Source organism: Rahnella inusitata (assembly GCF_965118895.1).
Taxonomy (GTDB): domain Bacteria; phylum Pseudomonadota; class Gammaproteobacteria; order Enterobacterales; family Enterobacteriaceae; genus Rahnella; species Rahnella inusitata_A.
On record NZ_CBCPJJ010000014.1, the window covers coordinates 298,137 to 312,928 of the forward strand.

The following is a 14,792-nucleotide window of genomic DNA, read 5'->3' on the forward strand; positions in this document are numbered from 1 at the left end:
CCCCCGTTCTTTCTGTTTCGTCACGTCGGGAAGGCTTCAGCAAGCTCAACCCAGGGAGGTTTGGCATGCCGCAACATCCGCAGACCACGAAAGTGTGGGACACCCGCCGCAATGAAAAACAACGGCGTATCGACAGTGTCCGTTCCGTGGCCGAGGGTAAAGTGCTACCCACCGATAAAATCATTCCTATTCTTGAAGCGTTGATTGCCTCCGGCGACCGCGTGGTGATGGAAGGGAATAACCAGAAACAAGCTGATTTTCTTTCACGCTCGCTGGCCAAAGTGAACCCTGAAAAGCTGCATGATTTACATATGATCATGCCAAGCGTCAGCCGCGCCGAACATCTGGATCTCTTCGAACGCGGCATTGCCCGCAAACTCGATTTCGCCTTCTCCGGCCCGCAAAGTCTGCGTATCGCGCAGCTGCTGGAAGACGGTCAGATGGAAATCGGGGCTATTCATACTTACATCGAACTCTATTCCCGCCTGTACGTCGATCTGGTGCCGAACATTGCGCTGATCGCCGGTTTCAAAGCGGACCGCAAAGGCAATCTCTACACCGGCGCGAGCACCGAAGACACCCCTGCGCTGGTCGAAGCCGCCGCCTTTAAAAACGGCATCGTGATTGCGCAGGTCAACGAACTGGTCGAAGACGATTGCGATCTGCCACGCGTCGATATTCCCGGCGACTGGATTGATTTCGTGGTGGTGGCTGATAAGCCGTTCTTCATCGAACCGTTGTTCACCCGCGATCCGCGCCTGATTAAACCGGTTCACGTGCTGATGGCGATGATGGCCATCAAAGGCATCTACGCCAAACACAACGTGCAGTCGCTGAACCACGGCATTGGCTTTAACACCGCAGCTATCGAACTGCTGCTGCCGACCTACGGCGAACAGCTCGGCCTGCGCGGCAAAATCTGTAAACACTGGACACTGAACCCGCACCCGACGCTGATCCCTGCTATCGAAAGTGGCTGGGTAGATACCGTTCATTGTTTCGGCGGCGAACTGGGGATGGAAGAGTATATCCGCGCCCGTCCGGACGTGTTCTTCACCGGTTCGGACGGCTCGATGCGCTCTAACCGCGCGTTCTGCCAGATGGCCGGTCAGTACGCGGTGGACATGTTCATCGGTTCTACCTTGCAGGTTGATGGCCTCGCGAACTCCTCCACCGTGACCCGTGGACGTCTGGCCGGTTTCGGCGGTGCGCCAAACATGGGACATGACCCGCACGGTCGCCGACACGCCACGCCTGCCTGGCTGGATATGATCGAAGAGCCGGACCCGATGGCGCGCGGTAAAAAGCTGGTGGTGCAGATGGTGGAAACCTTCCAGGCCGGTGGCAAACCGACGTTCGTGGAAAAACTCGAAGCGGTCGATGTGGGTAAAGAATCCGGTATGCCGCTGGCACCGGTGATGATTTACGGCGACGACGTCACCCATGTGCTGACCGAGGAAGGGATTGCCTATCTGTATCGCGCCCGCTCTCTGGAAGAACGCCGTGCGATGGTCGCCGCCGTGGCCGGGATCACTGACATCGGTCTGGGCGTTGATGCTAAACGCGTTGCTGACCTGCGCCGTCAGGAACTGGTGGTCTTCCCGGAAGACATGGGCATTCGCCGCACCGACGCCACCCGTTCATTACTGGCGGCTGGCAGCGTGAGCGATCTGGTTGACTGGTCCGGCGGCTTGTATAACCCGCCCGCAAAATTCCGTAGCTGGTAATGACGATGCCGCAGACTTTAACGATTGGCGCTGTGCTGACAGCGGAAGAACTGGCCGAAAGGCTGGCAGATACGGCGACGCAGGCGCTGATCGACGAAGCGCGGCTTAGCCCGAAACCGGGGCTGGTGGACAGCCGGAGTTCTGGTGCACATCAGGATTTGAATCTGGATCTGATGGTGCGTTCAGCGCACAGCCTGACCCCGACGTTCTATGCGCTGGCGTTACACAGCTGGCAGCGCCCGGCGGATATCGCCCTGCGTCAGGACATCGGACGTTTAGGCCGTGCAGGTGAGGCGCAGATGATGGCGGAAACTGGCGGCGTCAACACGCACCGGGGCGCTATCTGGGCGATGGGGTTGCTGGTCAGCGCCGTCGCCATGCAGCCTGAAAGCCTGCTGCCGCAACACATTGCTCGGCGCGCTGCAAAAATCGCTGCGCTGCCCGACGCATTCAGCCCGAAAAAATTCAGTAAAGGCTCGCACGCGGTGCAGCGTTATCAGGTGCCCGGCGCGCGCGAAGAGGCTCAGGGCGGATTCCCGCACATTATCGACTGCGCGCTGCCGCAGCTCCATCGCAGCCGTTCACTCGGTGCCAGCGAAAGCGAAGCGCAGGTCGATGCCTTACTGGCGGTCATGACCCGGCTTTGCGATACCTGCGTACTGTCACGCGGCGGATTACCGGCGCTGAACGCCATGCATCAGGGCGCGCAGGCGGTGCTCGCTGCCGGCGGGATGAGAACGATGGCGGGCAAACAGTTATTACGTCATCTCGAGCACCGCATGCTGGCCGATAACACATCACCCGGCGGTGCCGCCGATTTACTGGCCGCAACCCTGTTTCTTGACAGCGTCAGCCAGCCGCACACGATACAAATTAACTAACATCAGTAAAAAGAGGTGTTATGGAACGTTTTGAATTTAGTTATCCGGCGGCCCAACCGCTGGCAGTTCACGCCCAGGCCGGCGTGGTGGGTTCCGGCGACTTAGAAGCGCTGTATGAACCTCACGCCACGCAGGCGCTGAAGATTTCAGTAACCACTTCCGTCGATGGCAGCCACAGTCTGTGGCAGCACTTTTTCGACCGTCTGAGTACCCTGCGCGAATTACCGGCAGGTCGCCTCGACATCCATGATTTTGGCGCCACACCAGGGGTTGCCCGTCTGCGTATCGAACAGGTTTTTGAGGAGGCTGAACATGCAAACTGATGCCGATCAGAGCTTTATCGAGCTGAATGCCCGTCAGCGCGCCCGCAAATTGCTGGACGCCGGGACTTTCCGCGAACTGCTGGGGCCGTTCGATCGCATCATGTCGCCGTGGCTGGAACCGCAGGGCATCGTCCCGCAGGCCGATGACGGTATGGTCGTCGCCAAAGGCCAGATTAACGGCCAGCCTGCGGTGGTTGTCGCGATTGAAGGCAGCTTCCAGGGGGGCAGCATGGGCGAAGTGTCCGGAGCCAAAATGGCCGCTGCGCTGGAAATGGCGGCGGAGGATAACCGCAACGGTATCCCGACGCAGGCGGTTCTGCTGCTGGAAACCGGTGGTGTACGTTTGCAGGAAGCCAATCTGGGGCTGGCGGCCATCGCCGACATTCACGCCGCGATTGTGGATTTACGCCGCTATACGCCGGTGATTGGCGTCGTGGCCGGAACCGTCGGCTGCTTCGGCGGGATGTCGATTGCCGCCGCGTTGTGCAGCTATCTGATTGTCACCCGCGAAGCGCGCCTCGGCCTGAACGGCCCGCAGGTGATCGAACAGGAAGCCGGTATCGATGAATACGATTCCCGCGACCGTCCGTTTATCTGGAGCATGACCGGCGGCGAAGTGCGTTATCACAGCGGTTTTGTTGATGCGCTGGTCAAAGATTCCCTTATTGAAGTGAAAGACAACGTACTGGCCTTCATCAAAAAGGGCGTCCCTGCGACACACCGTTCTGATAATTATGATTATTACCTGCCAAAACTGACCGGTTTTGACACCGCGCAGCAGGCCAGCCGTGACGTGACGGAAGCCTTGTTTAACCGGGAGGATCGCGCATGAGCACTTTTGATAGCCACACTGTGAGCCGGGGTGATTACTGGTTCGCCGAACTGATCAAAGACGCCACGCCGGTGGCCGGGCTGTGCCCCTCCGTTAAAGCGGCAGACGGCAAAATTAACGATCAGGCCGTGCGTTTCATCGCCGTGGTGCCGGATAAAAACAATCATTATCCGCGCGCCGCGGGCGGTGAAGTCGGTTTGCTGGAAGGCTGGACGCTGGCGAAAATCGTCAACGATGTGATTGCCGCCGATGCCAACGCAGCCACCAAGCGCGCTATCGTGGCGGTAATTGATGTGCCAAGTCAGGCGTATGGACGTCGCGAAGAAGCGTTCGGTATTCATCAGGCGCTGGCCGGTGCCGCAGGGGCTTACGCCAATGCGCGTCTGGCCGGGCATCCGGTTGTCGGGCTGATTGTCGGCAAAGCGATGTCCGGTGCGTTTCTGGCGCACGGCTATCAGGCCAACAAGCTGATCGCTTTCAAAAATAACGGCGTGATGATCCACGCGATGGGGAAAGAATCCGCCGCTCGTATCACATTGCGCTCTGTCGATGCGCTGGAAAAACTGGCGGCGACCATTCCGCCGATGGCCTACGACATTGAAAACTACGCCACGCTGGGGCTGCTGTCGCAACTGCTCGACATCGCCGATCCCGACAGCGCCACGCCTGACGATATCGCCCGTGTCGAAAACACGGTCTGGCAAAACATCCAGGACGCACGCAAAGAAGGCGTAAGCCTCAGCAATCGTCTGGGTGCCGAAAACCGCGCCAGCTCGCAGCGCGTTCGCCAGCAGATGCGCCAGGAATGGTAATTCGTTAACTACTTTCAGTCTCAACCGGTAACGCACCTGCAAACAGCGTGACGCAGCCGCATTGCGGGTTCCGCCCTGATGATTGGTCAGGGTGCGAGCCTGCTGTTGTCTGCAATTGGACTGTCATACTAAAAAAACCATCGCACCGGCGCTGACTGAGCATTCATTTTTGTCTCAGGAAACTCGCTATGACTTACGTAATTTTGCACGCGCTTGCCCCTATTTTCGTCATCATGATCCTCGGTTTTTATGCCGGGAAAGCGAAAATGGTGGATAACCAGAATGTCTCTTTACTGAATATTTTTGTGATGGATTTCGCTTTACCCGCTGCGCTGTTTGCAGCGACCGTACAAACGCCGTGGTCGGGCATTGTCGAACAGTCACCGCTGATTCTGGTGCTGGTGCTGGCGATGTGGATAACCTACGCGGCCATCTATTTTATCTGCACCAAAGTGTTTAAGAAGTCTGCACAGGATGCTGCCGTCCTGACGCTGACTGTTGCGCTGCCAAACTATGCCGCGCTCGGTCTGCCTATTCTGAGCAGCGTGATGGGTGATGCGCCTTCAACGTCGTTGTCCGTGGCGGTTTCTATCGCCTGCGGTTCGGTGCTGATGACGCCGTTCTGCCTGCTGATTCTGGAACGTGAAAAAGCACGTCTGAGCGGCGAAAATCAGGGCTCATCACTGGCGTTGTTGCCGGTGCTGATGTGGCGTTCGGTGAAAAAACCGATCGTCTGGGCACCGCTGCTGGGTGTGATTCTGGCGGCGATTGGCATTAAAATGCCGGAAATCTTCCTGGCGTCGATCAAGCCTCTGGGTCTTTCAGCGACCGCTTCTGCGCTGTTCCTGACCGGTGTGATCCTCTCCGCCCGTAAGCTGAAAATTAACGCTCCGGTGCTGTTATCCTGTGTGGCGAAAAACCTGATCCAGCCGTTTATCGCCTGGGGTCTGGTGCTGGCGTTTGGCCTGAGCGGTCAGGTGGCGGTGACGGCGATCCTGATGATTGCGCTGTCCGCCGGTTTCTTCGGCATCGTATTCGGTAACCGTTTTGGTGTGCAGTCGCCGGATGCCGAAGCGTCTCTGCTGATAAGCTCGGTGCTGTGCATTGTGACGCTGCCGCTGTTTATCACGCTGACCGCTTCACTTCACTGATAAGAAAGGATCGAAAACGATGTCTCAACCGCGTGCCCATGATTTTATCTGGACAGATGACCGCTCTGCGCTCGACAGTAACGATGCTTTACCTGCTTGGGTAAACAGCAGCTGGCGCACCGCGTTGCCGCTGGTAGTGCGTCGCGATGCGCGTGCTGACGGCGCTGTTCCGGTGGGCATTCGCGGGCTGACACGCATTCAGCGTGCCGCCGCCTGGCTTAGCCCGGCGGCGATCGTGCGGGTGGTGACGCCGGAATCACTGGTCAGCGACGTCAATGTGCTTCTGCACTCACCGTTTGTATCGCAACAACCGGTGCAGGCGCTGATCACGTTGTGCAGAATGCAGCTGCCTTTTATATGGGGCGTGACGGGCAGCTGTGCCTATGCGCTGGCCAGTGACCTTCCGGTGATGCATGCCGACAGCGATTTGGATTTGCTGGTGCGCTGCGACACACCGGTCAGCCGCGCGCAGTTCACCGAATTTTATGACCAGCTTCAGCGGCTCGTGTGTCGCGCCGATGTCCAGATCAATACACCACAGGGCGGTTTTGCCCTCAGCGAATGGCTGCGTGGTGGTGACGTGATGCTGAAAACTGACACCGGCCCGTTGCGGGTGCGGGACCCGTGGCAATCGCCGGCAGGCTGAGGTCTGCCACCAGCAAGGAGCACGATGAAAATCCTCTTTACTTTCCCCGGTCAGGGGCCGCAGGTGCCGCAAATGCTGCACCGTTTACCGGACAACGCCCTGACGCATTCCCTGATTGAGCAGGCCAGCCGCGCGCTCGGCGAAGACGTCCTGCTCTTAGACACCGCCGACGCCTTGCGCGATAGCCGTGCGGTTCAGCTCTGTTTACTCATTGCCGGTGTGGTCTGGGCAAAACAATGTCTGGCCGAGGGTATCGAGGCCGATTTTTGCAGCGGCCTGTCGATCGGTGCGTTTCCTGCCGCGGTGATCGCCGGTGCGCTCGATTTCTCACAGGCAGTAAAACTGGTCGCGTTGCGCGGCGAACTGATGCAGCAGGCGTATCCGCAGGGGTTTGGCCTTTCGGCGATCACCGGCCTGCGTCAGCATCAAGTCGAAGCATTAGTGGCGCAGGTCAACACCTCTGAATCACCGGTTTATCTGGCGAATATTAACGCCGAAGACCAGCTGGTGATCGCCGGCAGTGACGCCGCGATGCAGCAAGTGATGGCGCTTGCCAAAGTGCAGGGCGCGCAGAAAACCCACCGGCTGGCGGTCAGCGTGCCATCGCATTGTGCGTTGCTCGATGAACCTGCCGCAAAACTGGTGGATGCATTCAAAGAGGTGACGATTTGCCGCCCGACCTGTGGCTATCTCAGCGGCACCACCGGACGTGTTTACTGGCAGCCGGAGAAAATCGCCGACGATCTGGCGATGAATATGGCGCGCACCGTGAACTGGCGTGACGCAATGGGCGCGGCGTATGAGCGCGATGTGCGTCTGGCAATCGAAATGCCCCCCGGCGCGGTGCTCAGCGGCCTCACCCGACGCGCGATGGAACAGGGCGAAGCGCTGTCCTTATGCCAGTCCGGCATGCAGGTTGCGAGACGTCTCGCAGCGCGGTTACGGGAAAATGAGCGGTAGAAATTGTTGTGATAGGTTGGGCATGAACTGATGTTTTTGGTGTGTTACGTTTTTCAGTAATACGCTGAATTACAAAAGTAATTTGTATATTTCGCGTTCCTTTTTGTTGGAGTATTGCGCAATATGCTATTGTCCAATGACTCTTCAATTGCTGATTGAAGGGTTGCCTCTTTACATGAAGGGATATCATGCCAGTTTTAATTCGCGGGGATTCAAAAATGATAGTGCTCGACAGATCGTACAGCACAGCTACCCTGGCCCGACGGTTTGAGATCATTGATGAGATACATTTCAACAATGTCGACATGTTGGTCATTTATGATGAAAAAATTCCGTTTATCGCCATTGCAGAAGCGCAAACCAGAACAGATAACCGTGGCGAAAAGCGACACCACGTGATTGCCACGCTGGAACTTTCCCGCCGGAAAAATGATGACGAAATTCTCGACGTACGCGAGTTTTGGGAAGACGAGAAGGCATTTCAAATCGAAGGTGTTGTCGTCAATTCAGGAATGCGAGATTACCGTTTAGCGACCTTGTTATATGAAACGCTGGTCACTAAAAAAAATCTCACACTGATGAGTGATAATGAGCAATACACCGGCGGACGGGCATTGTGGAAACGGCTTGCGCAAGACTCTGCCGGATTAGTGGTTTTCGTGCTGGATACTGAGAAAGGCCAATTTTACCCTTACGATGGCACCAGAATGCGGTACGACGGTGTGAGTATTCCGGAATCTGCCATATGGAGTGATCATCCGGACAAAACGCATTGGCCGGTGGTGTTAATTGCGCAAAACAGCGAGCGCCTTTCAGCGCTTGCGGCTCGCTAGCGCATACATCCGGCTTTCGGCTGCGAGGGCGAGCAGGTTGGGATCGTGCTCGCGGCTGTGCGGGAACACCAGCGCGATGGTCTGGCGCATCTGGTAGGCTTCGGCCAGCGGCAGTAACCGCACCGTATTTTCATACACTCCCTTCATTCTGCCCGGGATCAGCGTATACCCGACGCCCGCCTGCACCAGACTCAGCATCGAGAAAATGTCATTTACCCGCGTTACAATATCCGGCTCGAATCCGGCAATCTGAAACGCTTCCTGAAACCCGTGGTAAGTCGCGAATCCTTCGGCCAGTGAGACAAATTTTTCCTGTTTAAAATCCCGCAAATCCGCCGTGCCCTCGGTTGCCATTTCTGAACTGGCGGGGGCAGCGAGGAAGATATCATCCTGAAAAAGTGGCAGCTGATCGTAACGCTGAGCGTCGATGCTGGAGTCACTGGTGGAAATCAGGATGGCATCGAGCTGGCCGTCTTCCAGCTTGTGCAGCAAATCATTGTTCGAGCCCATGACCAGTTCCAGCTCAAGTTCCGGACGGCGCAGTTTAAGCCCCATGATGAGGCGCGGAATGGTTTCCAGCGTCAGGGAATACAGCGTGCCGAGCTTCAGGCGTTTGTCGCCAAATCCGGCGGCGCGCTGGGTGGCCTGAATGCCGTGCTCCATCTGTTCGATGACCTGCGTGGCGTGTTCAAGCAACGCTTCGGCGGCAGGCAGTGGCAACAGATTGCGGCCTTTGTGGATGAACAGCGGACAGCGCAAACCTTCTTCCAGAGAATGTAGCGCGCGATGCACGCTGACGCTGCTCAGCCCGAGCTGCTCGGCGGCGCGGCTGATATTCTGTTTTTCCATATAGGCGAGGAAAATTTCGAGTTTGCGGAAAGTGATTTCACTGTCGATCATACGGGTTCCTGCGGCGCGTTTGCGGCCTGAGGATAATAGCCGCAGTGCGGCTATTGAGAAAGGATTCGAATCAATGCGAAATGAGCTGATAGCTGACCGTCAGGCATTTTTTACCTTCGGCGCAGCTTTTGCAGCCGCCGGAGAGGCAGCTGTCGTCGGCTTCTATGGCCTCGGCTTTACGCATGGCGACCAGCCTTTCAAGCATCGCCTGCACCAGCGGCTGCGGGATATTGAGCTGGAGACTGAGCTGGCGGGCATCCGCCCGGCCAGCCAGTGCGAGACTGTCGCGTACCTCAATCAGACTGGCCATCATGTCTCCTAGTGGCAATCGCCGTCGGTAGTGGACGCACAGCAGGCTGACGCTTTACGCGGTTGCAAATTTACGCTGACGCGGCTGCGGGCTTTGCGCAGGGCGATAAGCACCAGCGCGTTGAAGGCAAGGACGATAAGAATGAGAGTGGTACTGTGTCCAGGATGATCGCTGAAGGTGGCTGCCTGATAGAACAACGTTGCCAGAGAATAGGCGACGTTCAGCCCCCAGAAGATCGAGAAGGTCATCCAGCTGCGGCTGGTTTCACGGGCAATCGCCCCCATCACCGACACGCAAGGCACGTACAGCAGCACGAAGATCAGATAGCTGTAGGCTGAAATCGCTGAGCCAAATTTGCTGCTCATTACGCCCATCGAGCTGACACCCATTTCGCCATCGCCTTTACTGGCTTCAATCGGGTTAGACAGCACGCTGATGCTGAACGTATCTTTCAGCCCCTGCCAGGTCTCTTTTACCGCGCCACCCAGTTCGTCCATCAGGTTGAAATTCGCAGCATCAAATTCTTCATTAGTGATGTGTTCGGCCGTGTAAAGGGTGTTCAGCGTACCGACCACCACTTCTTTGGCCATCGCACCGGTCACCAGACCGACTGTCGCCTGCCAGTTGTCATTATGCACACCCATCGGCGCGAGCACCGGCGTCAGCACTTTACTGACCGAGGCCAGCGCTGAATCATTGATGTTATTCACCGCGTTGCCGCTGAACGAGAAACTGTTGAGTGCGCCGATGAAAATACTGGCGATGACGATAACTTTACCGGCGCGCAGCACGAATCCTTTCAGACGCTGCCAGGTTTGCAGCAGCAGGCTTTTCAGATGCGGAACGTGATACACCGGCAGTTCCATCACGAACGGGGAGGCTTCGCCGCGCATGATGGTGTATTTGAGCAGCAGGCCAGTGAGGATGGCGACCACAATGCCTAACAAATACAGTGAGAAGACGACGGAGGCGCCGTCCTGCCCGAAGAACGCTGCGGAGAAAACGGCGAAGATAGCCAGACGCGCGCCGCAGGACATAAACGGTGCCATCATCACGGTGATCAGGCGTTCGCGCGGGGCGTCCAGCGTTCGGGCACCCATAATCGACGGAACGTTACAGCCGAACCCGACAATCAGCGGCACGAAGGACTTGCCGGGCAGACCAAGCGCCTGCATCAGCCTGTCCATCACGAACGCGGCGCGCGCCATGTAACCGGAATCTTCAAGAAAGGAGAGGAACAGGTACATCATGCCGATTTGCGGTACCAGCGGCAGAACGGTGTTGATCCCGCCGCCCACACCCTGCGCGAGGAAAATGGTCAGCCACTGCGGGAAGTGCAGGGTATAACCAATCCACTGCATGCCCTGAATGAAAATCGCCGCGGAACCAATATCGAAAATCGGTTGCAGCGCACCGCCGATATTAATCGCCAGAACGAACATCAGGTACATCACCAGCAGGAAAATCGGTACGCCGAGGAAACGGTTAAGGATCACGCGGTCCAGCACCTGCGTCAGTTTATTCGGCGCGGTGAGGTGCGAGTTGCTGATTTCAGCACTCAGCTGGGCGATAGACTGATAGCGCGCATCGGCAATCAGCAGCGCCGGATCGTCCAGCTCCTGCGCGGCCAGTCGGGCTTTCACTTCCGGCAGCAGCTGTTGCGCGTTACCGGCGTGGGTTTGGCTGTAGATATCGCCTTCAAGAATTTGCAAAGCCAGCCAGCGGCGTTGTTGCAGCGCCATCTCTGACGGCATGGCGGCGGCCAGCACGTCCACTTCCTTTTGCAGCAGCGGAGGGTAGGTCACGCGCGCAAGCATCGTGGCCGGTGGCAGCTGGTCGATGGCGGATTTCAGTTCTTTAATGCCGGAGGCGCGGGTAGACACCAGCGCAATAACCGGGCAGCCCAGACGCGCAGACAGCGCCGGGATATCGATATGAATGTTCTGGATTTTAGCGATGTCGAGCATGTTCAGCGCGACGATGCACGGAATGCCGAGTTCGAGCAGTTGCAGGGTCAGATACAAATTTCGTTCAAGGTTGGAGGCATCCACGACGTTAATCATCAGATCGGCGTCGCCGCTGAGAATGTAGTGGCAGGCGATTTGTTCGTCGAGCGAGGTTTGTTCGGAGATGGTGGTCAGGGAGTAAGTGCCCGGTAAATCCACCAGCGTGATTTTATGATCTTCGGTGGAGAATTGGCCTTCTTTACGTTCGACGGTCACCCCCGCCCAGTTGCCTACGCGCTGACGTGAACCGGTCAACTGATTGAAAAGGGTGGTTTTACCTGAATTGGGATTACCAATCAGGCCAATGGTCAGTGCTTTCATACGTTCAGGTCTGCGTGTGAGAAAGGGGAAAGCGCGCAGGGATTAATGTGACCTGCGCAAAGAAGTCAGGCCAGCATTTCGAGTTTAAGCAGATCAAGATCTTTCTTGCGAACCACCAGACTGGTGCGGCGGGTTTCGATCTGTATCGGGTCGCCCATTGGTGCGACGCGGATGATGTTGAAGAATGATCCCGGCAGCATGCCGAGTGACAGCAGTTTCTGGCGATACGCCGGGCTAATCTCATGAGAAAAGCCGGTAATTTTGTAAGCACGTTGTGATTGAAGTTGCATAAGTTCCTCGCGAAGCGATCGGGTTTGTGGGGGCCGCGTTGCAAAAGCTACGCCGCGCTTCCGTGCCCGGATATTCCACTTAAATGCGATTTATGTTGCAAAAAAAACTGCTCAGAAATTGTCCCTGGTGCGCAATTATCGACCTTACGTTAACTGTAGTTTGAATACGCAAGGAAGTACAAACGAGAATAGTTATCATAATTAGTACGTGTAAAAAGACAAAAAGAAAAGAGGCGTGCCTCTTCACGGATGTCCCTACCGCGTTGCATATCCTATGCCTGTGGAATCTCTGTTTTATTGATTTACCGCAGTGATTGATTCATTAGGAGAGACTTTAAAAAGTGTCGAAAAAAGGTACATAAAAAAAGCCGCTAAAATTCAGCGGCTTTCGTTTAATGGCTTAAAACGTAAAGGTTAGCGTTTTTTACCCAACGCGGCGGCCAGTGCATCGGCCATCGCATTATTGCCTGCCGGAGCCGCATTGCGACCCGCCGGTTTGTTTTGTGTTGGACGTTTCTGCCCATCGCGATTGTCCCCTGCGGAGGGCGCGGAAGAGCGACGCCCCGGGGCTTCGCCCGGTTGCTCATCCAGACGCATGGTCAGCGCGATACGTTTGCGTTGCAGGTCAACTTCCATCACTTTGACTTTAACAATATCGCCGGCTTTCACCACGGTATGCGGATCTTCGACGAATTTGTTAGCCAGAGACGAAATGTGTACCAGCCCGTCCTGATGAACGCCGATATCGACGAACGCGCCGAAGTTAGTCACGTTGGTGACCGAACCTTCAAGGATCATGCCCGGCATCAGATCATTCATGGTTTCCACGCCATCGGCAAAGGTCGCGGTTTTGAACTCAGGGCGCGGATCGTGCCCCGGTTTTTCCAGCTCTTTGATGATGTCGGTCACCGTCGGCATACCAAATTTCTCGTCGGTAAACTCACTGGCTTTCAGGCCGCGCAGCGCATTGGAATCGCCCATCAGATCTTTCAACGCCAGTTGCGTCGCCGCCAGAATGCGCTCCACCACCGGATACGTTTCCGGGTGAACCGTTGAGGCATCGAGCGGATTGTCGCCGTGGTTGATACGCAGGAAGCCCGCACACTGTTCGAAGGCTTTCGGCCCCAGACGGCTGACTTTCAGCAGTTGCTCACGGTTGCGGAACTGCCCGTTCTCATCGCGCCAGTTGACGATATTCTGCGCCATCATGCGGGTCAGACCGGCAACGCGTGTCAGCAGCGGCACGGACGCGGTGTTGAGATCCACACCCACGGCATTCACGCAGTCTTCCACCACGGTATCGAGCTTTTTCGCCAGCTGTGACTGGCTGACGTCGTGCTGATACTGGCCGACACCGATGGATTTCGGATCGATTTTCACCAGTTCGGCCAGAGGGTCCTGCAAACGACGGGCGATTGACACCGCACCACGAATGGACACGTCGAGATCCGGGAATTCCAGCGCCGCCAGTTCGGAGGCGGAATAGACAGATGCCCCGGCTTCGCTGACGATCACTTTCTGCGCTTTTACCGCCGGGAACTGTTTTTGCAGCTCGATAAAGAAGCGTTCGGTTTCGCGGGAAGCCGTCCCGTTGCCGATCGCCACCAGTTCGACGTTATGTTTGATGCACAGCGCCGCAACTTGTTGCGCGGCTTTAGCAGCCTGACCGGTGTGTGGATAAACGGTATCGATACCCACCAATTTTCCGGTGTTATCCACAACAGCAACTTTCACACCGGTACGCAAACCCGGATCGAGACCCATCGTCGCGCGCATACCGGCCGGGGCGGCCATCAGCAGATCGTGCATGTTGCGGGCGAAAACGTTAATCGCCTCATCTTCAGCGCGTTCGCGAACGGTGCCCATCAGCTCGGTTTCGAGGTGCAGCAGCACTTTAATGCGCCACGTCCAGTTCACCACCGCGCGGCGCCAGACGTCGGCAGGGGCGTTATTAAGGCGCAGACCCAGATGATCGATGATCAGCTGTTCGGCATAGCTCTCTTTTGGCGGTTCGTCGTGCTGGGGATCGGCATTCAGCGCCAGCTGTAAGACGCCTTCGTTACGGCCACGGAACATCGCCAGCGCACGGTGCGACGGGACTTTGGCAATCGGTTCATGATGATCGAAATAGTCGCTAAACTTCGCGCCTTCCTGCGCTTTGCCTTCGACCAGACGCGAAGTCAGATGCGCATTTTTCCACAGATAGTCGCGGACTTTCGCCAGCAGCGCGGCGTCTTCGGCGAAACGTTCCATCAGGATGTAGCGTGCGCCGTCCAGCGCGGCTTTGGTGTCGGCGACGCCTTTATCGGCATCGACAAATTGGGCAGCCGTCGCGTCAGGTTCGTTTTTCGGATCGTTCCACAGCAGTTCTGCCAGCGGTTCAAGACCTGCTTCGATAGCGATTTGCCCGCGCGTGCGGCGCTTCGGTTTGAACGGCAGATAAAGGTCTTCCAGTTCGGTTTTGCTTAGCGTGGTGTTGATCGCTTTGGCCAAATCGTCGCTCAGTTTGCCCTGTTCCTCGATGGATTTGAGGATGGTCTGACGGCGGTCTTCCAGCTCACGCAGATAACCCAGACGGGTGTCCAACTGACGCAGCTGGGTATCATCCAACCCACCGGTGACTTCCTTACGATACCGCGCAATAAATGGCACGGTATTACCTTCATCCAGCAGACGCACCACGGAAGCAACCTGCTCCGGGCGAACCTGCAATTCACTTGCGATAATGCGGCTCAGTTGATCATTCATAAGTCTGGTATCAGTTTTTTCGTTAGTGAGTGACGTAAAAAGCAGGGGCACA

Annotated in this window: 14 protein-coding genes; 9 read left to right on the top strand and 5 right to left on the bottom strand. The window is 56.7% G+C overall.

The window, feature by feature from the left end; all coding sequences use genetic code 11:
* Positions 1 to 65: 65 nt before the first annotated feature.
* From mdcA to ACMHLI_RS14820, 9 genes are all read left to right on the top strand, one after another.
* A complete protein-coding gene (gene mdcA, locus ACMHLI_RS14780) occupies positions 66 to 1,727 on the top strand; it encodes a malonate decarboxylase subunit alpha (protein ID WP_413530119.1) in 1,662 nt (553 codons plus the stop codon).
* Positions 1,728 to 1,732: 5 nt separating this feature from the next.
* Positions 1,733 to 2,608 (top strand): triphosphoribosyl-dephospho-CoA synthase, encoded by an 876-nt coding sequence (locus tag ACMHLI_RS14785; RefSeq protein ID WP_413530120.1) that lies wholly within the window; start codon positions 1,733 to 1,735, stop codon positions 2,606 to 2,608.
* Positions 2,609 to 2,628: 20 nt separating this feature from the next.
* Positions 2,629 to 2,931, top strand: coding sequence for a malonate decarboxylase subunit delta (locus ACMHLI_RS14790; protein ID WP_413530121.1), 303 nt, complete (start codon positions 2,629 to 2,631; stop codon positions 2,929 to 2,931).
* The gene (locus tag ACMHLI_RS14795; RefSeq protein WP_413530122.1) at positions 2,921 to 3,763 is read left to right on the top strand and encodes a biotin-independent malonate decarboxylase subunit beta; all 843 of its coding nucleotides are present in this window, start codon (positions 2,921 to 2,923) and stop codon (positions 3,761 to 3,763) included. The genes ACMHLI_RS14790 and ACMHLI_RS14795 overlap by 11 nt, the downstream gene beginning before the upstream one ends.
* On the top strand, positions 3,760 to 4,575 hold the full coding sequence (gene mdcE, locus ACMHLI_RS14800) for a biotin-independent malonate decarboxylase subunit gamma (RefSeq protein WP_413530123.1): 816 nt from the start codon (positions 3,760 to 3,762) through the stop codon (positions 4,573 to 4,575). Before ACMHLI_RS14795 ends, mdcE begins: the two co-directional genes overlap by 4 nt.
* Positions 4,576 to 4,763: 188 nt before the next feature.
* A complete protein-coding gene (locus ACMHLI_RS14805; protein WP_413530124.1) occupies positions 4,764 to 5,726 on the top strand; it encodes an AEC family transporter in 963 nt (320 codons plus the stop codon).
* A 19-nt stretch (positions 5,727 to 5,745) separates the two neighbouring features.
* Positions 5,746 to 6,372 (top strand): malonate decarboxylase holo-ACP synthase, encoded by a 627-nt coding sequence (locus tag ACMHLI_RS14810; protein WP_413530125.1) that lies wholly within the window; start codon positions 5,746 to 5,748, stop codon positions 6,370 to 6,372.
* A 24-nt stretch (positions 6,373 to 6,396) separates the two neighbouring features.
* Complete coding sequence (gene mdcH, locus ACMHLI_RS14815; RefSeq protein ID WP_413530126.1) at positions 6,397 to 7,332, top strand: malonate decarboxylase subunit epsilon; 936 nt, start codon at positions 6,397 to 6,399, stop codon at positions 7,330 to 7,332.
* Between the two features lie 188 nt (positions 7,333 to 7,520).
* The gene (locus tag ACMHLI_RS14820) at positions 7,521 to 8,165 is read left to right on the top strand and encodes a hypothetical protein (protein ID WP_413530127.1); all 645 of its coding nucleotides are present in this window, start codon (positions 7,521 to 7,523) and stop codon (positions 8,163 to 8,165) included.
* Here ACMHLI_RS14820 and ACMHLI_RS14825 read toward each other — a convergent pair.
* The 5 genes from ACMHLI_RS14825 to ACMHLI_RS14845 all read right to left on the bottom strand — a co-directional run bounded on the left by ACMHLI_RS14825 (position 8,145) and on the right by ACMHLI_RS14845 (position 14,740).
* Positions 8,145 to 9,065, bottom strand: coding sequence for a LysR family transcriptional regulator (locus ACMHLI_RS14825; protein ID WP_413530128.1), 921 nt, complete (start codon positions 9,063 to 9,065; stop codon positions 8,145 to 8,147). The two genes, ACMHLI_RS14820 and ACMHLI_RS14825, sit on opposite strands and share 21 nt — an antisense overlap.
* A 70-nt stretch (positions 9,066 to 9,135) precedes the next feature.
* Positions 9,136 to 9,375: a FeoC-like transcriptional regulator gene (locus ACMHLI_RS14830; RefSeq protein ID WP_413530147.1), complete on the bottom strand. Its 240-nt coding sequence runs from the start codon at positions 9,373 to 9,375 to the stop codon at positions 9,136 to 9,138.
* Positions 9,376 to 9,383: 8 nt separating this feature from the next.
* On the bottom strand, positions 9,384 to 11,702 hold the full coding sequence (feoB, locus tag ACMHLI_RS14835) for a Fe(2+) transporter permease subunit FeoB (protein WP_413530129.1): 2,319 nt from the start codon (positions 11,700 to 11,702) through the stop codon (positions 9,384 to 9,386).
* A gap of 65 nt (positions 11,703 to 11,767) precedes the next feature.
* Positions 11,768 to 11,992, bottom strand: coding sequence for a ferrous iron transporter A (feoA, locus tag ACMHLI_RS14840; RefSeq protein ID WP_413530130.1), 225 nt, complete (start codon positions 11,990 to 11,992; stop codon positions 11,768 to 11,770).
* Positions 11,993 to 12,406: 414 nt separating this feature from the next.
* Positions 12,407 to 14,740 (bottom strand): Tex family protein, encoded by a 2,334-nt coding sequence (locus ACMHLI_RS14845; protein WP_413530131.1) that lies wholly within the window; start codon positions 14,738 to 14,740, stop codon positions 12,407 to 12,409.
* Between the last annotated feature and the right edge of the window lie 52 nt (positions 14,741 to 14,792).

Bases quoted from the DNA above. Each gene is read 5' to 3' on its own strand.
- mdcA (WP_413530119.1), top strand. From the start codon at position 66: ATGCCGCAACATCCGCAGACCACGAAAGTGTGGGACACCCGCCGCAAT.
- ACMHLI_RS14785 (WP_413530120.1), top strand. From the start codon at position 1,733: ATGCCGCAGACTTTAACGATTGGCGCTGTGCTGACAGCGGAAGAACTG.
- ACMHLI_RS14790 (WP_413530121.1), top strand. From the start codon at position 2,629: ATGGAACGTTTTGAATTTAGTTATCCGGCGGCCCAACCGCTGGCAGTT.
- ACMHLI_RS14795 (WP_413530122.1), top strand. From the start codon at position 2,921: ATGCAAACTGATGCCGATCAGAGCTTTATCGAGCTGAATGCCCGTCAG.
- mdcE (WP_413530123.1), top strand. From the start codon at position 3,760: ATGAGCACTTTTGATAGCCACACTGTGAGCCGGGGTGATTACTGGTTC.
- ACMHLI_RS14805 (WP_413530124.1), top strand. From the start codon at position 4,764: ATGACTTACGTAATTTTGCACGCGCTTGCCCCTATTTTCGTCATCATG.
- ACMHLI_RS14810 (WP_413530125.1), top strand. From the start codon at position 5,746: ATGTCTCAACCGCGTGCCCATGATTTTATCTGGACAGATGACCGCTCT.
- mdcH (WP_413530126.1), top strand. From the start codon at position 6,397: ATGAAAATCCTCTTTACTTTCCCCGGTCAGGGGCCGCAGGTGCCGCAA.
- ACMHLI_RS14820 (WP_413530127.1), top strand. From the start codon at position 7,521: ATGCCAGTTTTAATTCGCGGGGATTCAAAAATGATAGTGCTCGACAGA.
- ACMHLI_RS14825 (WP_413530128.1), bottom strand. From the start codon at position 9,065: ATGATCGACAGTGAAATCACTTTCCGCAAACTCGAAATTTTCCTCGCC.
- ACMHLI_RS14830 (WP_413530147.1), bottom strand. From the start codon at position 9,375: ATGGCCAGTCTGATTGAGGTACGCGACAGTCTCGCACTGGCTGGCCGG.
- feoB (WP_413530129.1), bottom strand. From the start codon at position 11,702: ATGAAAGCACTGACCATTGGCCTGATTGGTAATCCCAATTCAGGTAAA.
- feoA (WP_413530130.1), bottom strand. From the start codon at position 11,992: ATGCAACTTCAATCACAACGTGCTTACAAAATTACCGGCTTTTCTCAT.
- ACMHLI_RS14845 (WP_413530131.1), bottom strand. From the start codon at position 14,740: ATGAATGATCAACTGAGCCGCATTATCGCAAGTGAATTGCAGGTTCGC.